We start from the raw sequence: 16668 nt of genomic DNA, 5'->3' as shown, positions 1-16668 counted from the left end.
CACTGCTCACTGATTACTGCCTAAGCTGGAACCACAAATTCTTCTGTTCCCCCTAACTCAAATGCTGCATGAATCGCTTTTAATGCTTTGATTCCTCGATCTTCTGCGACTACGCAACTGATTTTGATTTCTGAGGTGGTGATCATTTGAATGTTGATGTTCTCTTGAGATAGGGATTCAAACATTTTGGCTGCAACTCCTGGTTGCCCTACCATTCCGGCACCAACTATACTCACTTTGGCGATTTCCATGTCAAGCACTACTTCACCCCAACCGCATTCTCCTGTGGCTTTCTGTAATAATTCTTGGGCTGCTCGTGCGTCTACTCTGGCTACTGTAAAGGCTATATCTCTGGTGGGAATACCTTTGATTACGTGACAGCGCTGGGATTGAATTATCATGTCAACGCTGATGTTGTGATTAGCTAAAGTTCCGAAGATTTTTTCTGCCATGCCTGGAGTATCGGGAACTCTACGAATCCCCAAACGCGCTTGTTTCATGTCTAAGGCTACTCCTCTTACTGGAGGGGAGGAGGGAGAAATTGTGAGAGCGGGAGAAGGAGAGGAATATTCTGCTTCTATTTCAAATGTTTCTCGCAGTGCGGCTACGGCTTTTTCGCAATCTGCACTGTCAATTACACAGCTAACTTTTACTTCGCTTGTCGAAATCATTCTAATGTTTACTCCCCTACGCGCTAGGGTTGCGAACATTTCGGCAGCAACACCAGGACGACCAATCATTCCCGCACCAACTATACTTACTTTGGCTATCTGTTGCTGTATCATGACTTCGGCTTGTTCTGAAGAGTCAGAATTACGCAGTGCTGGAGCGATCGCCGAAGCTACTGCCTCTGCTTTCTTTAGTATCGGTGACATCACTGTAAAGGCTATGTCGTTGGTATTACCTTCGTGAATCGACTGAATAATTAAATCTACGTCCACTTTCTGACGGGAAATTTCCCCAAATAGCCGCGCTGCAACCCCCGGTTGATCCGGTACGCGCAATAATGAGACCTTGGCTTGATTGGTATCAAATTCAACATCGTCAACGGGTCGAGCTATTTCTAAGTTAACTAAAGAACGCGGTTTTGGTTCGGGTGAATTAACTACAGTTCCGGGGCAATCCGTCCAGCTAGAGCGTACTACCAATTGCACGCCGTAATTGCGGGCTATTTCTACAGCGCGGGGATGCAAAACCTTTGCTCCTAAAGAAGCTAATTCCAACATTTCATCGCTGGTAACTTCTGCCATTAATTGCGCTTGCGGAACCAAACGCGGATCTGTAGTTAATATCCCCGGTACATCTGTATAAATTTCACATTTTTGTGCCTTTAATGCAGCGGCGATCGCCACTGCTGAAGTATCAGAACCGCCTCTTCCCAAGGTAGTAATTTCTAATTCTTCGGTACTACTAATTCCCTGAAACCCAGCAATTACAACTACTCTACCTTCTTCTAAGCATTTTTCGATTCTATCGGTAGCAATATGTAAAATCCGAGCGCGGGTATGTTCGGCTTCAGTAACAATTCCTACTTGGGCACCCGTCAAAGAAATTGCAGGCTGTCCGATTTCCTGCAAAGCCATACTAACCAAAGCAATAGTTACCTGTTCCCCAGTCGAAAGCAACATATCCATTTCTCGTCTTGAAGGGTGAGGAGAAATATCATTCGCTAGCTTCACAAGTCCATCTGTAGTTTTTCCCATAGCAGAAACTACCACTACCACAGAATTTCCGGCTTTGGCAGTTTCGCAAACGCGCTTTGCTACTGCTTGAATGCGTTCAACCGAACCAACAGAAGAACCACCGTATTTTTGAACTATGAGCGCCATGATAATTGTATGGGAGATATATGAGGAACTATGTTACCGTTTCAAAGCCAACGCCATCGCAAGGCATCAACAAGTATATTATTAACAACTTATCAGACAGCACACCGCTTGTGAAAGTTAAGAGTTAGGGGAGGGGGGGAGAGGGGGAAGAGGGGGGAGAGGGGGAAGAATAAATAATAATTACCAATTACCAATTACCAATTACCAATTACCAATTACCAATTACCCATGCCCCATGCCCCATGCCCAATTCCCAACTCCTAACTGATTACTGCACTATTCCCGATCGCAATGCCCGCACTGCTGCTTGTGTGCGATCGTCAACGCAAAGTTTACTGAGAATTCCTCTAACGTGGGTTTTTACGGTACCGATTGTTAAGTAAAGTTCTTTGGCAATTGCTGCGTTGTCGCATCCAGAAACTATCAATTCTAATACTTCTAATTCCCGTTTTGTTAATGGATAAGTTTCTATAACTTTTTCAACTTCTGGATCTACTGCTTGAATTGCGACTGTTTTTGCATCCGCACCTGCTTTTCCTTCGGATACTTCTTGGCGTACTTGTCGCAGTACAATATCTGCAATTGCTGGATCGATCCAAGATCCGCTTGAAGCTGTTGCTTCTACTGCTTCAACTAATTTCTCGCTTTCAATATCTTTCATGCAGTAGGAATCTGCACCAGCACCAAAAGCTGCTAGTACCGCTTCGTCGCTGTTTTGCATGGTTAGAATCAACAGCTTAGTATCTTGGTTTTCAATTTCTGCTTGATATTGCCGAAATCTTCGCGTTAACTCAATACCGTCTATGTCGGGTAAACCAAGATCGATAGTCGCAACATCCGGCTTTAAGCTTTTCAGAAGATTTAAACCATCAATTCCGTTAGAAGCTTCACCAACGATTTCAATATCTTCGCGAGTTTCCAAAGCCGCTCGTAAACCTATCCTAGTTAAATTATGGTCTTCGATTACGACTACTCTAATTTCACTCATTTTATGCAACCTCTACCCACATTATTCAAAACCCTATTAAAGATAGCAGAGCTATTTTCTAAGAAACGATTATGTTTATTGTATTTAATACGTTTATAAATACCATTACAAGGCTTGTGTTTACAAATAGTTATAAATCTATTTTTTGCATTTCATCCTCACGATAGATACCTATATACACAATAACTTAACTGTAGAAGCTAGAAAAAGCAGGTCTGAACGATTAAGCTTTTAACAGTGAACAGTAAACAGTTAACAGTGACCAATTCTTAACTCATAACTCCTAACTCCTAACTCCTAACTTATATGTCCCGCCGTTATGAATCAAAGTCATCATCCTGCTAAAACTGATAATACTGCTCAAAGTGAAGCTCACTTTGGACGGGTTATGCAGGCTATGACGCAGATTTTTTGTTGTACGGATGCAGATGGACGGGCTACTTATTTTAATCAAAAATGGTACGAAGTAACTGGATTAAATGAAAATCAATGTTTAAATTTAAGTTTAAATTTTAATTTTCTACAGGCTATTCATCCATCCGAACGCGATACGGTTTCTCAGTCTTGGTTAGCAGCGGTAAAAGAGCGCAAATCGTGGGAATACGAATTTAGGATCGTACACAAAAATAAAAAAGCTTGTTGGTATGCGGCTTTTGCCCAACCTTGTTTTGACGAAGAGGAACAGGTTATTGAATGGGTAGTTACTTTTAATAATATTAACAAATATAAGCGAAGCGAAATTAGGTTAGAACAGCAAAGCGAAATTAACTTTGAACAACAAGAAGCACAAACCGAGATTCAAAAATACTTTGAAAGACTAACTTTAGCTTTAGATGCTGCGAAAATGGGTTCTTGGTATTGGGATTCGTTTACTAATAAAAATGTGTGGACTCCTTACCACGATATAATTTTTGGTTACGAACCCGGAAATGGAGAACATACCTATGAAGATTGGGCAATTCGGGTTCATCCTGAAGATTTACCATTCGCTGAAGCTGCTTGGCAAAGCGCTTTGAACGAACATAAGGATTATGTTTGCGAATACCGGATAGTTCTACCTGACGGTAGTATACGCTGGGTTGAATCTTACGGACGCTACTATTACGATGACGATGGTAAAGCTTTGCGGATGGCGGGGACTGTCACCGATATTACCGAACGTAAAAAAGCACAGCAGGCTTTAGAGTCAAGCGAGCTTCGCTACAGTACTTTAGCTCAAATCTCTCCCGTTGGTATTTATCGTTGCGATGCGTCTGCAAATTTACTTTACGTCAATCAACGCTGGTGCGAAATAACTGGGTATAGTTTTGATCGGGTAATCGATCAGGGGTGGCGTGCAACAATTCATCCGGAAGATAGAGCGCGAGTGGAAGCAGAAGTACAGCGCACCTTAGAGCAAGCAATACCTTTTGAATCCGAATTTCGCTTTCAACGCCCCGATAATTCTGTGGTTTGGGTATTTGCTCAATCTGTTCCGGAAATGAATGCCGATGGAGTCGCGATCGGTCATGTAGGTACAGTTACCGATATTACTTATCAAAAGCAGTCTGAAAAAGCATTGCGAGAAAGTGAAGAACGTTTTCGCTCTACTTTTGAACAAGCGGCAGTGGGTATTGCTCATGCAGATAAAAATGGTAAATTTATCCGCGTAAATCAGAAGCTTTGCGATATTTTGGGCTACACTCGCTCCGAACTTTTGCAGCACACTTTTCTTCAAGTTACTTATGCAGATGATTTAGAAAGCGATTTGAAACAGGTTCGCAATTTATTATCTGGTAAAATTCAAAATTTCTCGATGGAGAAGCGCTATATCTGTAAAGATGGTTCTGTAATCTGGGTAGAGATGACGGTTTCTTTCGTGCGTCAAACCAATGGTGAACCAGATTATTTTCTTAGCGTCATTAAAGATATTAGTCAACGCAAACAAGCGCAAACCCAACTAAAACTTAGAGCGCAAGAGCAAGAAGAATTAAATATCCTATTAACCGAGACTACATCCCAATTAAGAAAACGCAACTCAGAATTAGACCAATTTGCCTACGTAGCTTCTCATGATTTGAAGGCACCCCTCAGAGCGATCGCTAATCTTTCCCAATGGTTGGAGGATGATTTATTGGACATCTTGGAGCCGGAAAATCTGCGTCACCTTGAATTACTGCGTCAGCGAGTCTATCGCATGGAAGCTTTAATCGACGGTTTGCTACAATATTCTCGCATCGGGCGTGTTGATAATGCCGAAGAAAAGGTGGATGTTAATCGGCTTTTAACTGAAATATTTGATGGGCTTGCACCACCCGAAAATTTTACCATCGAAGTAAAAACTCCCATGCCTAGCTTAACTACAAAAGGTATGATGTTAAGGCAAGTATTTACGAATTTAATTGATAATGCTATAACCCATCATAATGGTTCGCAAGGTAAAATTGAAGTTTCTGTAAAAGATAAAGGGGAATATTACGAATTCGCAGTATCTGACGATGGAGCGGGAATTTCTCCCCAATATCACGATAAAATATTTGTAATTTTTCAAACTTTACAAGCCCGTGACAAAAAAGAAAGTACGGGAGTCGGCTTATCTATTGTTAAAAAGATTCTGGAAACTGAAGGAACCACGGTAACAGTAGATTCCGATCTTGATAAGGGAGCAACTTTTCGTTTTACCTGGCATAAGTAGTAATTATATAATTAACAATGCCACAAAATGGCTATATTCAAAAAAACGACTGCTGTTTGGCGCTCTTTACCAGTACGTTATCGTGGTGCAATAATAATTGCTCTACCCTTTTCTTGTTTGATAATAACTCTACTTGCCTCAGTTTGGTCGAGACAAAATGCTATTGCAACTTACAGAGAAATTGACCATACGAAAACGGTAGTCTTACATAGTAACAGATTGCTGAAACTTTTGTTAGATGCTGAAACAGGTACTCGCGGCTATATAATTTCTCGCAATCCGACATTTTTAGAACCTTACAATACAGCACGTCAAAAATTACCAGTAATTGTTGATCGCCTAAAGCAAAATTTACCCGATGATGCTCAAGGAAAAAGATTTAAACGGATAGAAGTTTTAGCACAGAGAAATATTGAGATTCTAGAGAAAAGAATAGAAAAACTCGAACAAACAGAACAAACCTTAATCGAATCACCACCAGCAGATCCTTTGCTTTACCAAGGTAAAAGTGCTATGGATACCATTCGCGAGGTAATTGATGCTTTTCAACAAGAAGAATTACGTCAGTTAGATGTATATCGCGAAAAATTGAACGATATCCGCGATAAAAATATTAAAATACTATGGTTTACGGTGACGATTAGTATATCTAGCTATGTAGGAGCAATCTATTTATTTAGCAAGCTTGACTGGCAAATTGAAGGGCAGCAATTACAACTTAAAGAAAAGAAAAGCTTGCTTGAAGGAATAATGGGGAATGTTGTAGATGGAATTATTACTTTAGATAAACAAGATAAGATTGATAGTTTTAATCAAGCAGCAGCAACGATGTTCGGTTATCAATCTCAAGAAGTAATCGGTAAAAATCTTAACATATTAATTTGTGAAAAAATAGAATCTGAAAAACCATTATTTAATAAAAGTATTTCAGCAACGCATCAAGCTCTACCAATGTATGCTTTGGGAAATCGTCAAGTAGGCACGAATTTTCCGGTTGAAATATCTATCAGCGATTTACAAAATGGCAACGGAAAAATGGTAATCGTTCGCGATATTACCGAGCAAACCCAAGTAAGAGAAAAATTAGAAGCTAACGTTCAAGAATTGTCTCGTTTGAGTCTGTTATTAGCAAATACGAATCAAGCTTTAACCGAAAGAAATCAAGAATTAGACAGCTTTGCTTATATTGCTTCCCACGATTTAAAAGCACCTTTGAGGGGAATCGCAAGTCTTTCTCAATGGTTGGAAGAAGATATTAAAAATGATTTAACACCAGAAAATCAGCATCAGTTTGAACTTCTTAAGAAGCGAGTTTACCGCATGGAGGCTTTGATTGATGGTTTACTAGAATATTCGCGGGTAGGAAGGGTACAAACTGCATCAGAAGAAGTTGATGTAAGCCAACTTTTAGCAGATATTATCGATTCCCTTAACCCACCGCCAACATTTAATATCGAAATCGCTGCCGATATGCCGGTACTTACAACTAAAAAGTTGCTTTTGAGACAGGTATTTGCCAATTTAATCAGTAACGCTATCAAACATCATCCCCGCGATGATGGAAATATTAAAATTTCAGTAGAAGATAAAAAAGAACTATATCAGTTTATTGTCAGCGATGATGGTGCTGGTATTGAACTCAAAAATCGAGATAAAATTTTTACGATTTTTCAAACCTTGCAATCTCGCGATAAAAAAGAAAATACCGGCGTTGGTTTATCTATTGTCAAAAAAATTGTCGAGTCAGAAGGCGGTAAAATTCATCTGGATTCCGAGTTGGGTAAAGGAGCAACTTTTTATTTTACTTGGTTGGAATCAACTATAGAACAATAGTACTTCATCCGATAGGAATAGGTTATTTGATAGAAAACCCTCACTAACGGTCAAACACCGGCGTGCAGCTATGGGTTTACAATTCACTAAAGCACACTTTTATAATGCTCTATTAATGCTTAAATAGACATTTGAAAGATTTATCCCAAACTATAATGCTAGAAAAGGATCGGATAGTAAATATCTTACTTGTGGAAGATGACGAAGTAGACATTATGAACGTCGAGCGAGCGTTCAAGAAAGCTGCCATCAAAAACCCACTTTACATAGCTAGAAATGGAATAGAAGCATTAGCAATGTTGCGCGGTGGAGATGACAAACTCCCCGAAGTGCCTAACGAACGCCGTTTAATATTATTAGATATTAATATGCCAAGAATGAGCGGTTTAGAATTTCTCCAAACAATACGTGCCGACAAAGAATTAAAGTTAACTCCTGTAGTAATGCTGACAACATCCAATCAAGATAAAGACATGATCGAGGCATTCGATTTAAATGTTGCTGGCTATCTTTTAAAACCCGTAACTTTTTCTAGATTTGTTGATTTAATGACAACTCTTAATAAATATTGGTCTTCTTCAGAAATGCCGAATTAATCAAATTTGCAATAATACAAAGATTACAATTATCTATATGTGAATATTTTTCAATAACTGTAATTATATGAAACAAAAAATAAATTAGACCATTAATTAAAGCATAATATATGATATTTTGTCATAGATATGACCAGCTTTTAAAAGACCTATAATAATATTGAATTAGATTTATTGAATTAGATTTATTGAATTATATTATATTTTACTTAGTTTAATTGTAGCTCTTTGCTTTTATCCTTATATGGAAGAAACTCTAAACATATTAATTATTGATGATGACGAAGTGGATCGTATGGCTGTGAGTCGGGCTTTAAAAGCAGCGAATGTACGAATGAAATTGTCTGAAGCAAGCGATTATTCTGAAGCTGTTGAAATTTTAGAACACAATGACTTTGATTGCATATTTGTAGACTATCTTTTACCTGGGAAAGATGGGTTAGTAGTAGTACAAGAAATACGTGCTAGTGGTTCTAAAGTACCGTTAATTGTTTTAACCGGACAAGGAGACGAACAAACAGCGGTTGAATTAATGAAAGCAGGAGCTTCCGACTACATTACCAAATCGAGAATTACTCCCGATTTATTAAGTGCAACTCTGAGAAATGTAATTCGTATCTATGAAGCAGAACTACAAATAGAATTATTTAATCAGCAGTTAAGAGAAAGTAACGAACTATTGAAGAAAAAGAATAAAGAATTAGAGGAGAAAAGACAACAGATTCACATCCAAAACTTGAAATTATTAGAAGCTTCGGAAACAAAATCTAAGTTTTTAGCAACTATGTCTCACGAACTGCGAACGCCTTTAAATGCGATTATGGCATTTTCTCAAATGCTACAGCGTAAAAATAAAGACAATTTTTCTAAGCAGCAAGTAGATATGATCGAGCGGATTCATGGTAATGGTAAAAATTTGCTGGCTTTAATTAACGATATCCTCGATCTCTCAAAAATTGAAGCAGGCGGTTTAAAACTACATCCAGAAGAATTCGATTTATCTCAATTAATAAATACCACTATCGATGAATTACGTTCTTTAAAATCACAAAAAAAGTTAGACATAAAAGTTAAAATAAATTTGGAAAACACTAAGACTATTAACGACAGAAACCGCGTGCGTCAAGTTTTGGTAAATTTGATTTCTAATGCAATTAAATTCACCGATGAAGGAATGGTTTTAATAGAAGCAACCGAAATCTCAGAATCCGATCTTGCTATTATCGTTAAAGATACGGGTATTGGTATTTCTAAGGATGATACAAAACATATTTTTGAACCCTTTCGTCAAATTAATCAAACAATTTCACGTAAATATGCCGGAACGGGGTTGGGTTTAGCGATTACACAATCTTTAGTAAAAATGATGAATGGTAGCGTTTCAGTTGAAAGCAAAGTAGCCCAAGGTTCGACTTTTCGAGTGGAGTTACCGCGCTATATTAAGGCAGAAGAGGAATAAATATGAACGAAAAAGAATTACCATTATAAATAATTTATGTCTTGATGATTTAGACAAATTATAAAATCAAAAATCAAAAATCAAAAATCAAAATTATAAATAGTATACGTTTATTTAATACATCCTATTACTACTGCTACTTCCTTTTAAAAATAATTCCTAATATTTGAGATAAAACATTATGTCCTACAGTAAACCTGAAAAAAAAGACCGCATTTTAGTAATTGACGATATTTTTGATAACTTACTTGTAATCGAAACCATATTAGAAGACGAAGGATATGAAATAGAGATTCAAGAGAATAGTACATTAGCCTTAAAAATGGTAGAACAGTCTCCACCAGATTTGATTCTTTTAGACGTAATGATGCCAGAAATTGATGGCTATGAATTTACTCGCCGCATTCGTCAAAATCAAAAATTACCATTTATTCCGATTTTATTAATCACTGCTTATGACAGCATCAGCGTTGTGGAGGGATTAGATGCAGGAGCGGACGACTTTATTCGCAAACCAGTAGATGCTGACGAACTGCAAGCCAGAGTACGCAGCCTTTTACGACTCAAACATAGTATAGATGAACGCGACCATATGGCAAGTTTGCGTCAAGATTTTGTTTCCCGCTTCACCCACGATTTAAGAACACCTTTAGCCGCTTCCAACCGCATTTTAAAATTGCTACGCGAAGGTCGATTTTTTGAAATATCTCCGGATATCGAACAAATTTTTACTACCATGATTACCAGCAATGATGACTTGTTGCACATGGTGAATAGTTTGCTCGAAGTTTATCGTTATGAAGCTGATTGCAAAAAAATTAATTTCGATCAAATCAATATTTATGACTTAGTTCGCGACGTAGTTCAAGAATTAGCGCCTTTAGCAGAAGAAAAAGAATTAACTTTAAAATCTAATTTAGAGAAATTAGAAAATAATAATACAGAAAACAGCGAGCTATACACAATTTTTGCAGATCGGATTGAAATCAAAAGAGTTTTAACTAATCTAATTGGAAACGCGATTAAATTTACACAAACAGGCTTTATAGAACTTAATTTGCAATTAAATTCAGATACAGTGCAAATAAAAATTAAAGATACAGGTGCTGGCATTGCTCCAGAAGAACAAGCAATCTTATTCGAGAGATTCCGACCTGGTAAGCACAAAAATTCCGGTAGCGGTTTAGGCTTATATTTATCGCGTCGTATTATTGAAGCACACAAAGGCTCAATTAATGTAGAATCCGAATCTGGAAATGGAAGCACGTTTACGATCGGTTTGCCGAAATCAGATAGCAGTCAACAGTTAACAGTTAGCAGTGAACAGTGAGCAGTTAGCAGTTAAGTGTTGGGAATAAATTAGTTTTTCTCTTATGCCGTGTCTCTATCCTCTTCTTATAGTTAGAAGAATTATTACTTATCCTCCTTAAGGAGGTGTATATTTTGTCTTTATTTCTCTATATTTATCGGCAGGCAAAAACGATCGCAAATCACTCTTAACTGATAACTGTTCACTGATAACTGTTCACTGTTCACTGTTCACTGTTCACTGATAACTGATAACTGAATAATGGATATATTTGAACTCGATGCTCCTAAAGGAAATTCGATTGCCGGTCATTTGCTAGATTTGGGTAACGATCCTTTAGGCTTTTTAACAGATTGCGGTCGCAATTATGGAGATATTATCCCTTTACAGTTGGGATTAACTCCTGCTTGTTTGATTGTTAATCCCGATTATATTGAACAAGTTCTTAAAGAACGAAATTCTTTTGTTAAAAGTAGAGGATTTCGCGCTCTTAAAACTTTGCTTGGTGAAGGTTTGCTGACTAATGAAGGTGAATCTTGGTTCCGTCAGCGACGATTAGTACAACCCGTTTTCCACCAAAAACAAATTAATGGCTACGGGAAAACAATGGTGGAATACAGCGAAGATATTACAGAAAATTGGGTTGATGGCGAAATCCTTGACGTTCATGTTGAGATGATGAGCCTTACTCTCAAGATTGTGATGAAATGCATTTTTAACCAAGATGTCGGCGAAGGAGAAGCGAAAAATGTCGCTCATGCATTAGATGTGGCGATGAATTGGTTTGAAAGCAAGCGCAAGCAGAATTTTTTGATTTGGGAATGGTTCCCCAGACCGGAAAACATCCGCTACCGCAATGCTATTAATAAAATGGATCAAAGTATTTACAGTCTGATTCAGCAAAAACGCGATCGCAACGAAGATGGTAAAGATTTGCTGTCAATGTTGATGCAAGCTCGCGATGAAGATGATAACTCGCAAATGAGCGATCGCCAATTGCGCGATGAAGTGGCTACTTTGATGTTAGCAGGTCATGAAACTACTGCTAATGCTTTATCTTGGACGTGGATGCTGTTAGCCCAAAATCCGCAAGTTGAAGCCAAGTTATGGGATGAGCTAAAAAGTGTTTTAGGTGGACGTTTACCGACTATTGAAGATTTGCCGCAACTGCAATACACCAATATGGTAATTAAAGAGTCGATGCGATTGTACCCACCAGTGGCGCTTTTTGGCCGCGAAGCTGTGGAAGATTATCAGCTTGACGGTTATGAAATTCCCTCTGGATGCGTGGTAATGCTCAGTCAGTGGGTAATGCATCGTCATCCCAAATATTTTGATAATTCTGAAGAGTTTATTCCCGAACGTTGGCAAAATGATTTAGAAAAGCGCTTACCTAGAGGTGTTTATATACCTTTTGGTGATGGCCCGCGCATCTGTATTGGCAAGGGTTTTGCTTTGATGGAAGCAGTACTTATACTAGCTACCATTGCGAGTAAGTATAAATTAAGTCTTGTGGAAGACCATCCTATAGTTCCTCAACCTTCGATAACTTTGCGACCGGAGCATGGTATTAAGGTAGAAATTACAAAGCGCAATTAAGGTGTAGGACTGTGGATGCAATTTTAGAAACAGCGAAAGAGTTACATTCGGAACTGATTGATTTTGTGCTGGATGCGGAAGGGGATTTAGCCGTATCTTTGGAAGCTTTTAGTGCCGAACAATTAGCTACTTTTTCTCAATCTCAGTATAGTGGTGCCGTTCAAAATGAAATGGTGCTGAATATGTTTCTCACTGAAGGTGCGGTGGGAGATAAGAAGCCAGTTGATATATTTTTAGAATCGCATCCCGATTTATCTACACAACAGCGCCATATTGTAAATAATTGGCAACGCAGTTTTGCAGGGTTGTTTGTAGCTAACAAGATTTCGGATGATAGTTTTGAATTAAGAAACTGGTTAACTGATAAGGAATATTTGGTCAAAATTGACTCGAAAGAACAACAACAATTGAAACGTGCCAAGGAAGGAGAAATTCTATTAGCGCGAATTGTTCCCATAAATGACAGTTTATGGATGTTTTCTTCTCCCATTACATTGATGGGCAGGTTGGGTAAACCAAAATTAGCTGTAGCAATTGGAAATTTTAAAACCAATTATAAAAATTACCTATACGGTGATGCACCAGAATTACTCGAAGAAGCATGGCTTTCTGTTGAAAAATACCACCAAAGGTTTATTGACTTTTTTGGCAGCGATGAAATTACTTTACCGGGATATGAATTAGAACAAAAACTCAGCGAACTTCAAGAACAAGTTACTCAAAGCAGATTAGAAGCAGCAGGGATTGATAGCTCAAAATCTTTAAAGGAAATGGCGCAAGAAGCCGATATTTCTGATGAGGAGATGGCTGAAGTTGCAGACGGGATGGGTTTAGAAGCAAAAGCTATTTCTAAAGTATTAGATAGCAATAAAACTGTCAAAATGGTAATGCCGAAAGTAGAGTTACCCGCCCACTTGAAGAAAGCTGAAGAAGTTACCGTACTAAGTTTTCCTCGCTGGGGACAAATCTTTTTGACAAACTACACTCAATTCAAGAGTTTGCTTGAAAATGGGAATACTGACGAACAAATAAATGCTGATAAACTAGTACGCGAATATCTGGAATCTCCTGAAATTAAAGCTTGTGTTTTGTCTCGTTTAGCAGAACAATACCCCGAACAATTAGAACAGCTGTTGCAACAAGTATTAAAGCGCCCGCAATTTAATTTAGAGCAAGATTATGTAGATTTGTTAAAGCAATTTAACAAAACTTTAAACGTTGAATTACCTGAAGTTGCCAGCGTTCCATTGCACTTACACAATCTTTTTCAAGAAGCATTATCGGAAGTAAAAGGAAAGAGTAATAAGAAGGGTAAAAGTAAGCCAAAAGGAGGATTTGGTTCGTAATTAATATTCTTGACAGATTGCGTGTTAATTAATACTACTTGCCGTAAATTAATACCTAAAATATCGCAAAAGGTTGATTAAATGCGTTTTCAACTTGATCGTGACATACTCATTTTTGCCAAATTTTGCTACATTGCTAAATAATTAATTACTTAGTGCGACTTACTTAAAAGTAAATTTCTATTCCTCTCGAATATCAAGGTTACTTCTCATTATAGATTTGCGAATGTTTGGAAATTGATAAATTAGTAATAACGAAACGAACACAACTCTTGTTGAGGAGAATTAAAATATGTTTGATATTATTGCATGGGTTATTTTAGGTCTGATCGCTGGTGCGATCGCTAAAGCTATTTACCCTGGGCATCAAGGTGGTGGAATCCTAGCAACAATGCTTCTAGGTATTATTGGTGCATTCGTTGGTGGAAGTTTATTCTCACTTTTAACTACGGGAACGCTAGCTTTAACCTCATCTGGTTTTAGCATCGGTGGACTAATCGTTGCTATTATCGGCGCAATGGTTGCTATCTTCATCTGGAGTTTAATCACCAGACGTACTGCATAATAACTGGTAGGTAAAGATTCTCTTGTACCGCTGGTAATTTGGTTATAAGAATGGGGAAGCTACATGAATGTAGTTGAGAAAATGATTAATCGCTTCTTAATTGTTAATCCCCTTGCCAAGAGAATCTATTTTTTTATAAATCCCCGTAGATTATCGGGGAAGTAAATCATAATTCAGGATTGTAAATATGACTAATCAAAATAACAAGCAGCCTTTAACACCCGAACAAGTTGATTTTGAACAAAAGAAACAACAAAAACAAGAATTAGAAAACGAAGATAATAACGTACTCAACCCTGGAGACAAGGTTGATGAAGGTAAGTCAGTTTCGGAAAAAGCGCAACAAGTTGCTGTAGATGCACCCGATATTACTGGAGATCACATTACCGTTCCTACTTATTTCGTTACAGAAGATAAAGAAACGGGTGAGGAAGAAGCATTACACCATGTTAAAGATGCCGAAAAGATTTCTGATGTCATCCGTCAAGCACGAGTAGACGAAGACGGTGAGCGAAAATGGCGTTAGAGCTAGTTCAAGCTTTAATCATAAAAATTATTTAACTAATCTCTCGAAATTAATTCGGGAGATTTTGGTTTATAAGTGGTTTATAAAGTTCGTAGTAAGGGCTTTAAAAATAAAGATACAAGATGATATGTTAAAAAGATTACCTTTCTAATTAATTTATTTCTAAAGACATATTTTAAAGTTATTCTCAAGACGGAAGAATACAATTAGCTTTAAGAAGTATTATGGAAACAATCATAAACATAACAATCATAAAACATAAAGTTAAATAAAACTACTATATAGATAAGGAGGAAAAAACAGATTATTATAAGTAGTGAAAAGCACACAATTGCCGTAGTTTCAGATGAAGATACCATTGAACAGGTTACGCTACAATTAAGGCTCGGCGGCTTTCCGATACAGCAAATTTATCGGGTTATACCTTTAAAGAATCAATTTTACGAACGTATTTTAGGGGATTTAGAAATTCCCAAAAATAGAATTGTTTTTTATACAAATAGCCTGCAATGCGGTAAGCATCTATTAGTAATTAAAACTACCGAATCGCAAGTTAAGCAAGCTGAATGTGTTTTAAGCTATTTAGGTATTAACGATTGGGAATTTTATTATACGTCAGGAACTTACGATCTAATTTCTTCAAATTTTGATAAAGTTCCACTTTTTTAATCATGCGATCGATAGTTTTATGCTAAGCTCACTAAACTAATTCCCTTCAAAGAGTTTTAGTTTTAATGATAAATTTTTAATCCCACAATGTACTACTGTTTTATTCGTGCAATAGTCATTCAACTTAAAGTAGTTCGCAGTTAAACTTGGAGAAACAAATTATGAACCTTGGACAATTAAAACTTGCTTGTGGTATTGCCAGCCTCAGCGCTGCTATCTTCACTTTTGGCGGAGTAAAAGCTCAAGCACAAACCCCTCAAATCCAAGCGCAACCAGAAGCCAACACATATGTTGAGACACCGACAAAAGTTGCTCAATTTGAACCCGGTACCTCTACTCGTTCCGGTCCTAGCTACATTGGTGTAGGTGGATTTTTAGGATTTGATGATGATAGTGCATTAGGTGATGGTGCTTTTTCAGTTATCAGTAAAATCGGTATAAGCAGAAACTTTTCTATACGCCCATCTGCTTTACTTAATGATCAACCCGTATTTTTAATTCCCGTAACAATTGACTTTCCCGTTGATGACGTTACGGAACTTGGAGTTCAAAGAATCAGCGTAGCGCCTTATTTAGGTGCAGGAGTTTCAATCAATACTGATAATGATGCTGATGTTGGCTTCCTACTTACCGGCGGAGTTGACGTTCCCGTCTCTAACAAAGTTACAGCAACCGGAGGAGTAAATATTGGCTTCTCTAGCGATAACGCAGATGTAGGATTACTTTTAGGTGTAGGCTATAACTTTTAAGTCAAAGATTAAAAGTTAAAGGTTAAAGGTTAAAGATAATAAAATTATTTTCACTTTTTATTATCTACATTCTTTTTCTTTAACTATCATCTTTGCCTTTACAAGTAGCTTTAACAAAGTTCAAAAATTAGATGAATTAAGAAACCCGGCTTTTGAAAAATAGTCCGGGTTTCTTAATTATCATCAACGATTTAACAATGCTACAGAAATACTGTTAATTGAATTGCAGCTAAAATACTACAAACCAGGACTTTTCGACTTTTTAACATCTGGAACAATATCGGGACGTTCTTTATCTTCCCAACCTACGGGACGCTTAGAATTGTACCAAGCAATGGAGCCAATAGAAACTGCTGCAATAAAACCTACTACAACTATTCCTGTGAGTGACATATAGTAGTCAGCCCTACCATAAGTATTGTCAATTAGCTCTGCTAAAACGTAGTTAAAAGAAATATTCATTGTCACAGTCCAAATTTGAACAAATAATTAGTTAACAATCCAGATATATTTCAATCAGAAATTA

General features: G+C 37.4%; 13 protein-coding genes. 10 read left to right on the top strand and 3 right to left on the bottom strand.

Features of this window, described 5'->3' with window-relative positions:
• Positions 1-20: 20 nt before the first annotated feature.
• Positions 21-1829 carry an aspartate kinase gene (locus ACM03V_RS05945; RefSeq protein ID WP_414619840.1) on the bottom strand — a complete coding sequence of 603 codons (1809 nt, stop codon included), beginning with the start codon at positions 1827-1829 and terminating at the stop codon, positions 21-23.
• A gap of 268 nt (positions 1830-2097) precedes the next feature.
• The gene (locus ACM03V_RS05940) at positions 2098-2817 is read right to left on the bottom strand and encodes a response regulator (protein WP_414619839.1); all 720 of its coding nucleotides are present in this window, start codon (positions 2815-2817) and stop codon (positions 2098-2100) included.
• 319 nt (positions 2818-3136) lie between these two features.
• Between ACM03V_RS05940 and ACM03V_RS05935 the strand changes: the two genes are divergently transcribed.
• The 10 genes from ACM03V_RS05935 to ACM03V_RS05890 all read left to right on the top strand — a co-directional run bounded on the left by ACM03V_RS05935 (position 3137) and on the right by ACM03V_RS05890 (position 16142).
• Positions 3137-5491 carry a PAS domain S-box protein gene (locus tag ACM03V_RS05935; RefSeq protein ID WP_414619838.1) on the top strand — a complete coding sequence of 785 codons (2355 nt, stop codon included), beginning with the start codon at positions 3137-3139 and terminating at the stop codon, positions 5489-5491.
• A 27-nt stretch (positions 5492-5518) separates the two neighbouring features.
• A complete protein-coding gene (locus ACM03V_RS05930) occupies positions 5519-7324 on the top strand; it encodes a CHASE3 domain-containing protein (RefSeq protein WP_414619837.1) in 1806 nt (601 codons plus the stop codon).
• A 155-nt stretch (positions 7325-7479) separates the two neighbouring features.
• Complete coding sequence (locus ACM03V_RS05925) at positions 7480-7920, top strand: response regulator (RefSeq protein WP_414619836.1); 441 nt, start codon at positions 7480-7482, stop codon at positions 7918-7920.
• Between the two features lie 244 nt (positions 7921-8164).
• Complete coding sequence (locus ACM03V_RS05920) at positions 8165-9379, top strand: ATP-binding protein (RefSeq protein ID WP_414619835.1); 1215 nt, start codon at positions 8165-8167, stop codon at positions 9377-9379.
• Positions 9380-9560: 181 nt separating this feature from the next.
• Positions 9561-10709: a response regulator gene (locus tag ACM03V_RS05915; RefSeq protein WP_414619834.1), complete on the top strand. Its 1149-nt coding sequence runs from the start codon at positions 9561-9563 to the stop codon at positions 10707-10709.
• 240 nt (positions 10710-10949) lie between these two features.
• Positions 10950-12287 (top strand): cytochrome P450, encoded by a 1338-nt coding sequence (locus ACM03V_RS05910; protein WP_414619833.1) that lies wholly within the window; start codon positions 10950-10952, stop codon positions 12285-12287.
• A gap of 11 nt (positions 12288-12298) precedes the next feature.
• Positions 12299-13633 (top strand): hypothetical protein, encoded by a 1335-nt coding sequence (locus tag ACM03V_RS05905; RefSeq protein ID WP_414619832.1) that lies wholly within the window; start codon positions 12299-12301, stop codon positions 13631-13633.
• Between the two features lie 292 nt (positions 13634-13925).
• Positions 13926-14198 carry a GlsB/YeaQ/YmgE family stress response membrane protein gene (locus tag ACM03V_RS05900; RefSeq protein ID WP_414619831.1) on the top strand — a complete coding sequence of 91 codons (273 nt, stop codon included), beginning with the start codon at positions 13926-13928 and terminating at the stop codon, positions 14196-14198.
• Positions 14199-14385: 187 nt separating this feature from the next.
• The gene (locus ACM03V_RS05895) at positions 14386-14724 is read left to right on the top strand and encodes a hypothetical protein (RefSeq protein ID WP_414619830.1); all 339 of its coding nucleotides are present in this window, start codon (positions 14386-14388) and stop codon (positions 14722-14724) included.
• An 830-nt stretch (positions 14725-15554) separates the two neighbouring features.
• A complete protein-coding gene (locus tag ACM03V_RS05890) occupies positions 15555-16142 on the top strand; it encodes a hypothetical protein (protein WP_414619829.1) in 588 nt (195 codons plus the stop codon).
• Positions 16143-16379: 237 nt separating this feature from the next.
• Here ACM03V_RS05890 and psb35 read toward each other — a convergent pair whose 3' ends face one another.
• Positions 16380-16535, bottom strand: coding sequence for a photosystem II assembly protein Psb35 (gene psb35, locus ACM03V_RS05885; RefSeq protein WP_414619980.1), 156 nt, complete (start codon positions 16533-16535; stop codon positions 16380-16382).
• Between the last annotated feature and the right edge of the window lie 133 nt (positions 16536-16668).

Source organism: Calothrix sp. CCY 0018, from assembly GCF_963920925.1.
Classification (GTDB): domain Bacteria; phylum Cyanobacteriota; class Cyanobacteriia; order Cyanobacteriales; family Nostocaceae; genus Rivularia.
The sequence above is the reverse complement of the archived record's forward strand: the minus strand, read 5'-3'. Positions and strand labels throughout refer to the sequence as shown.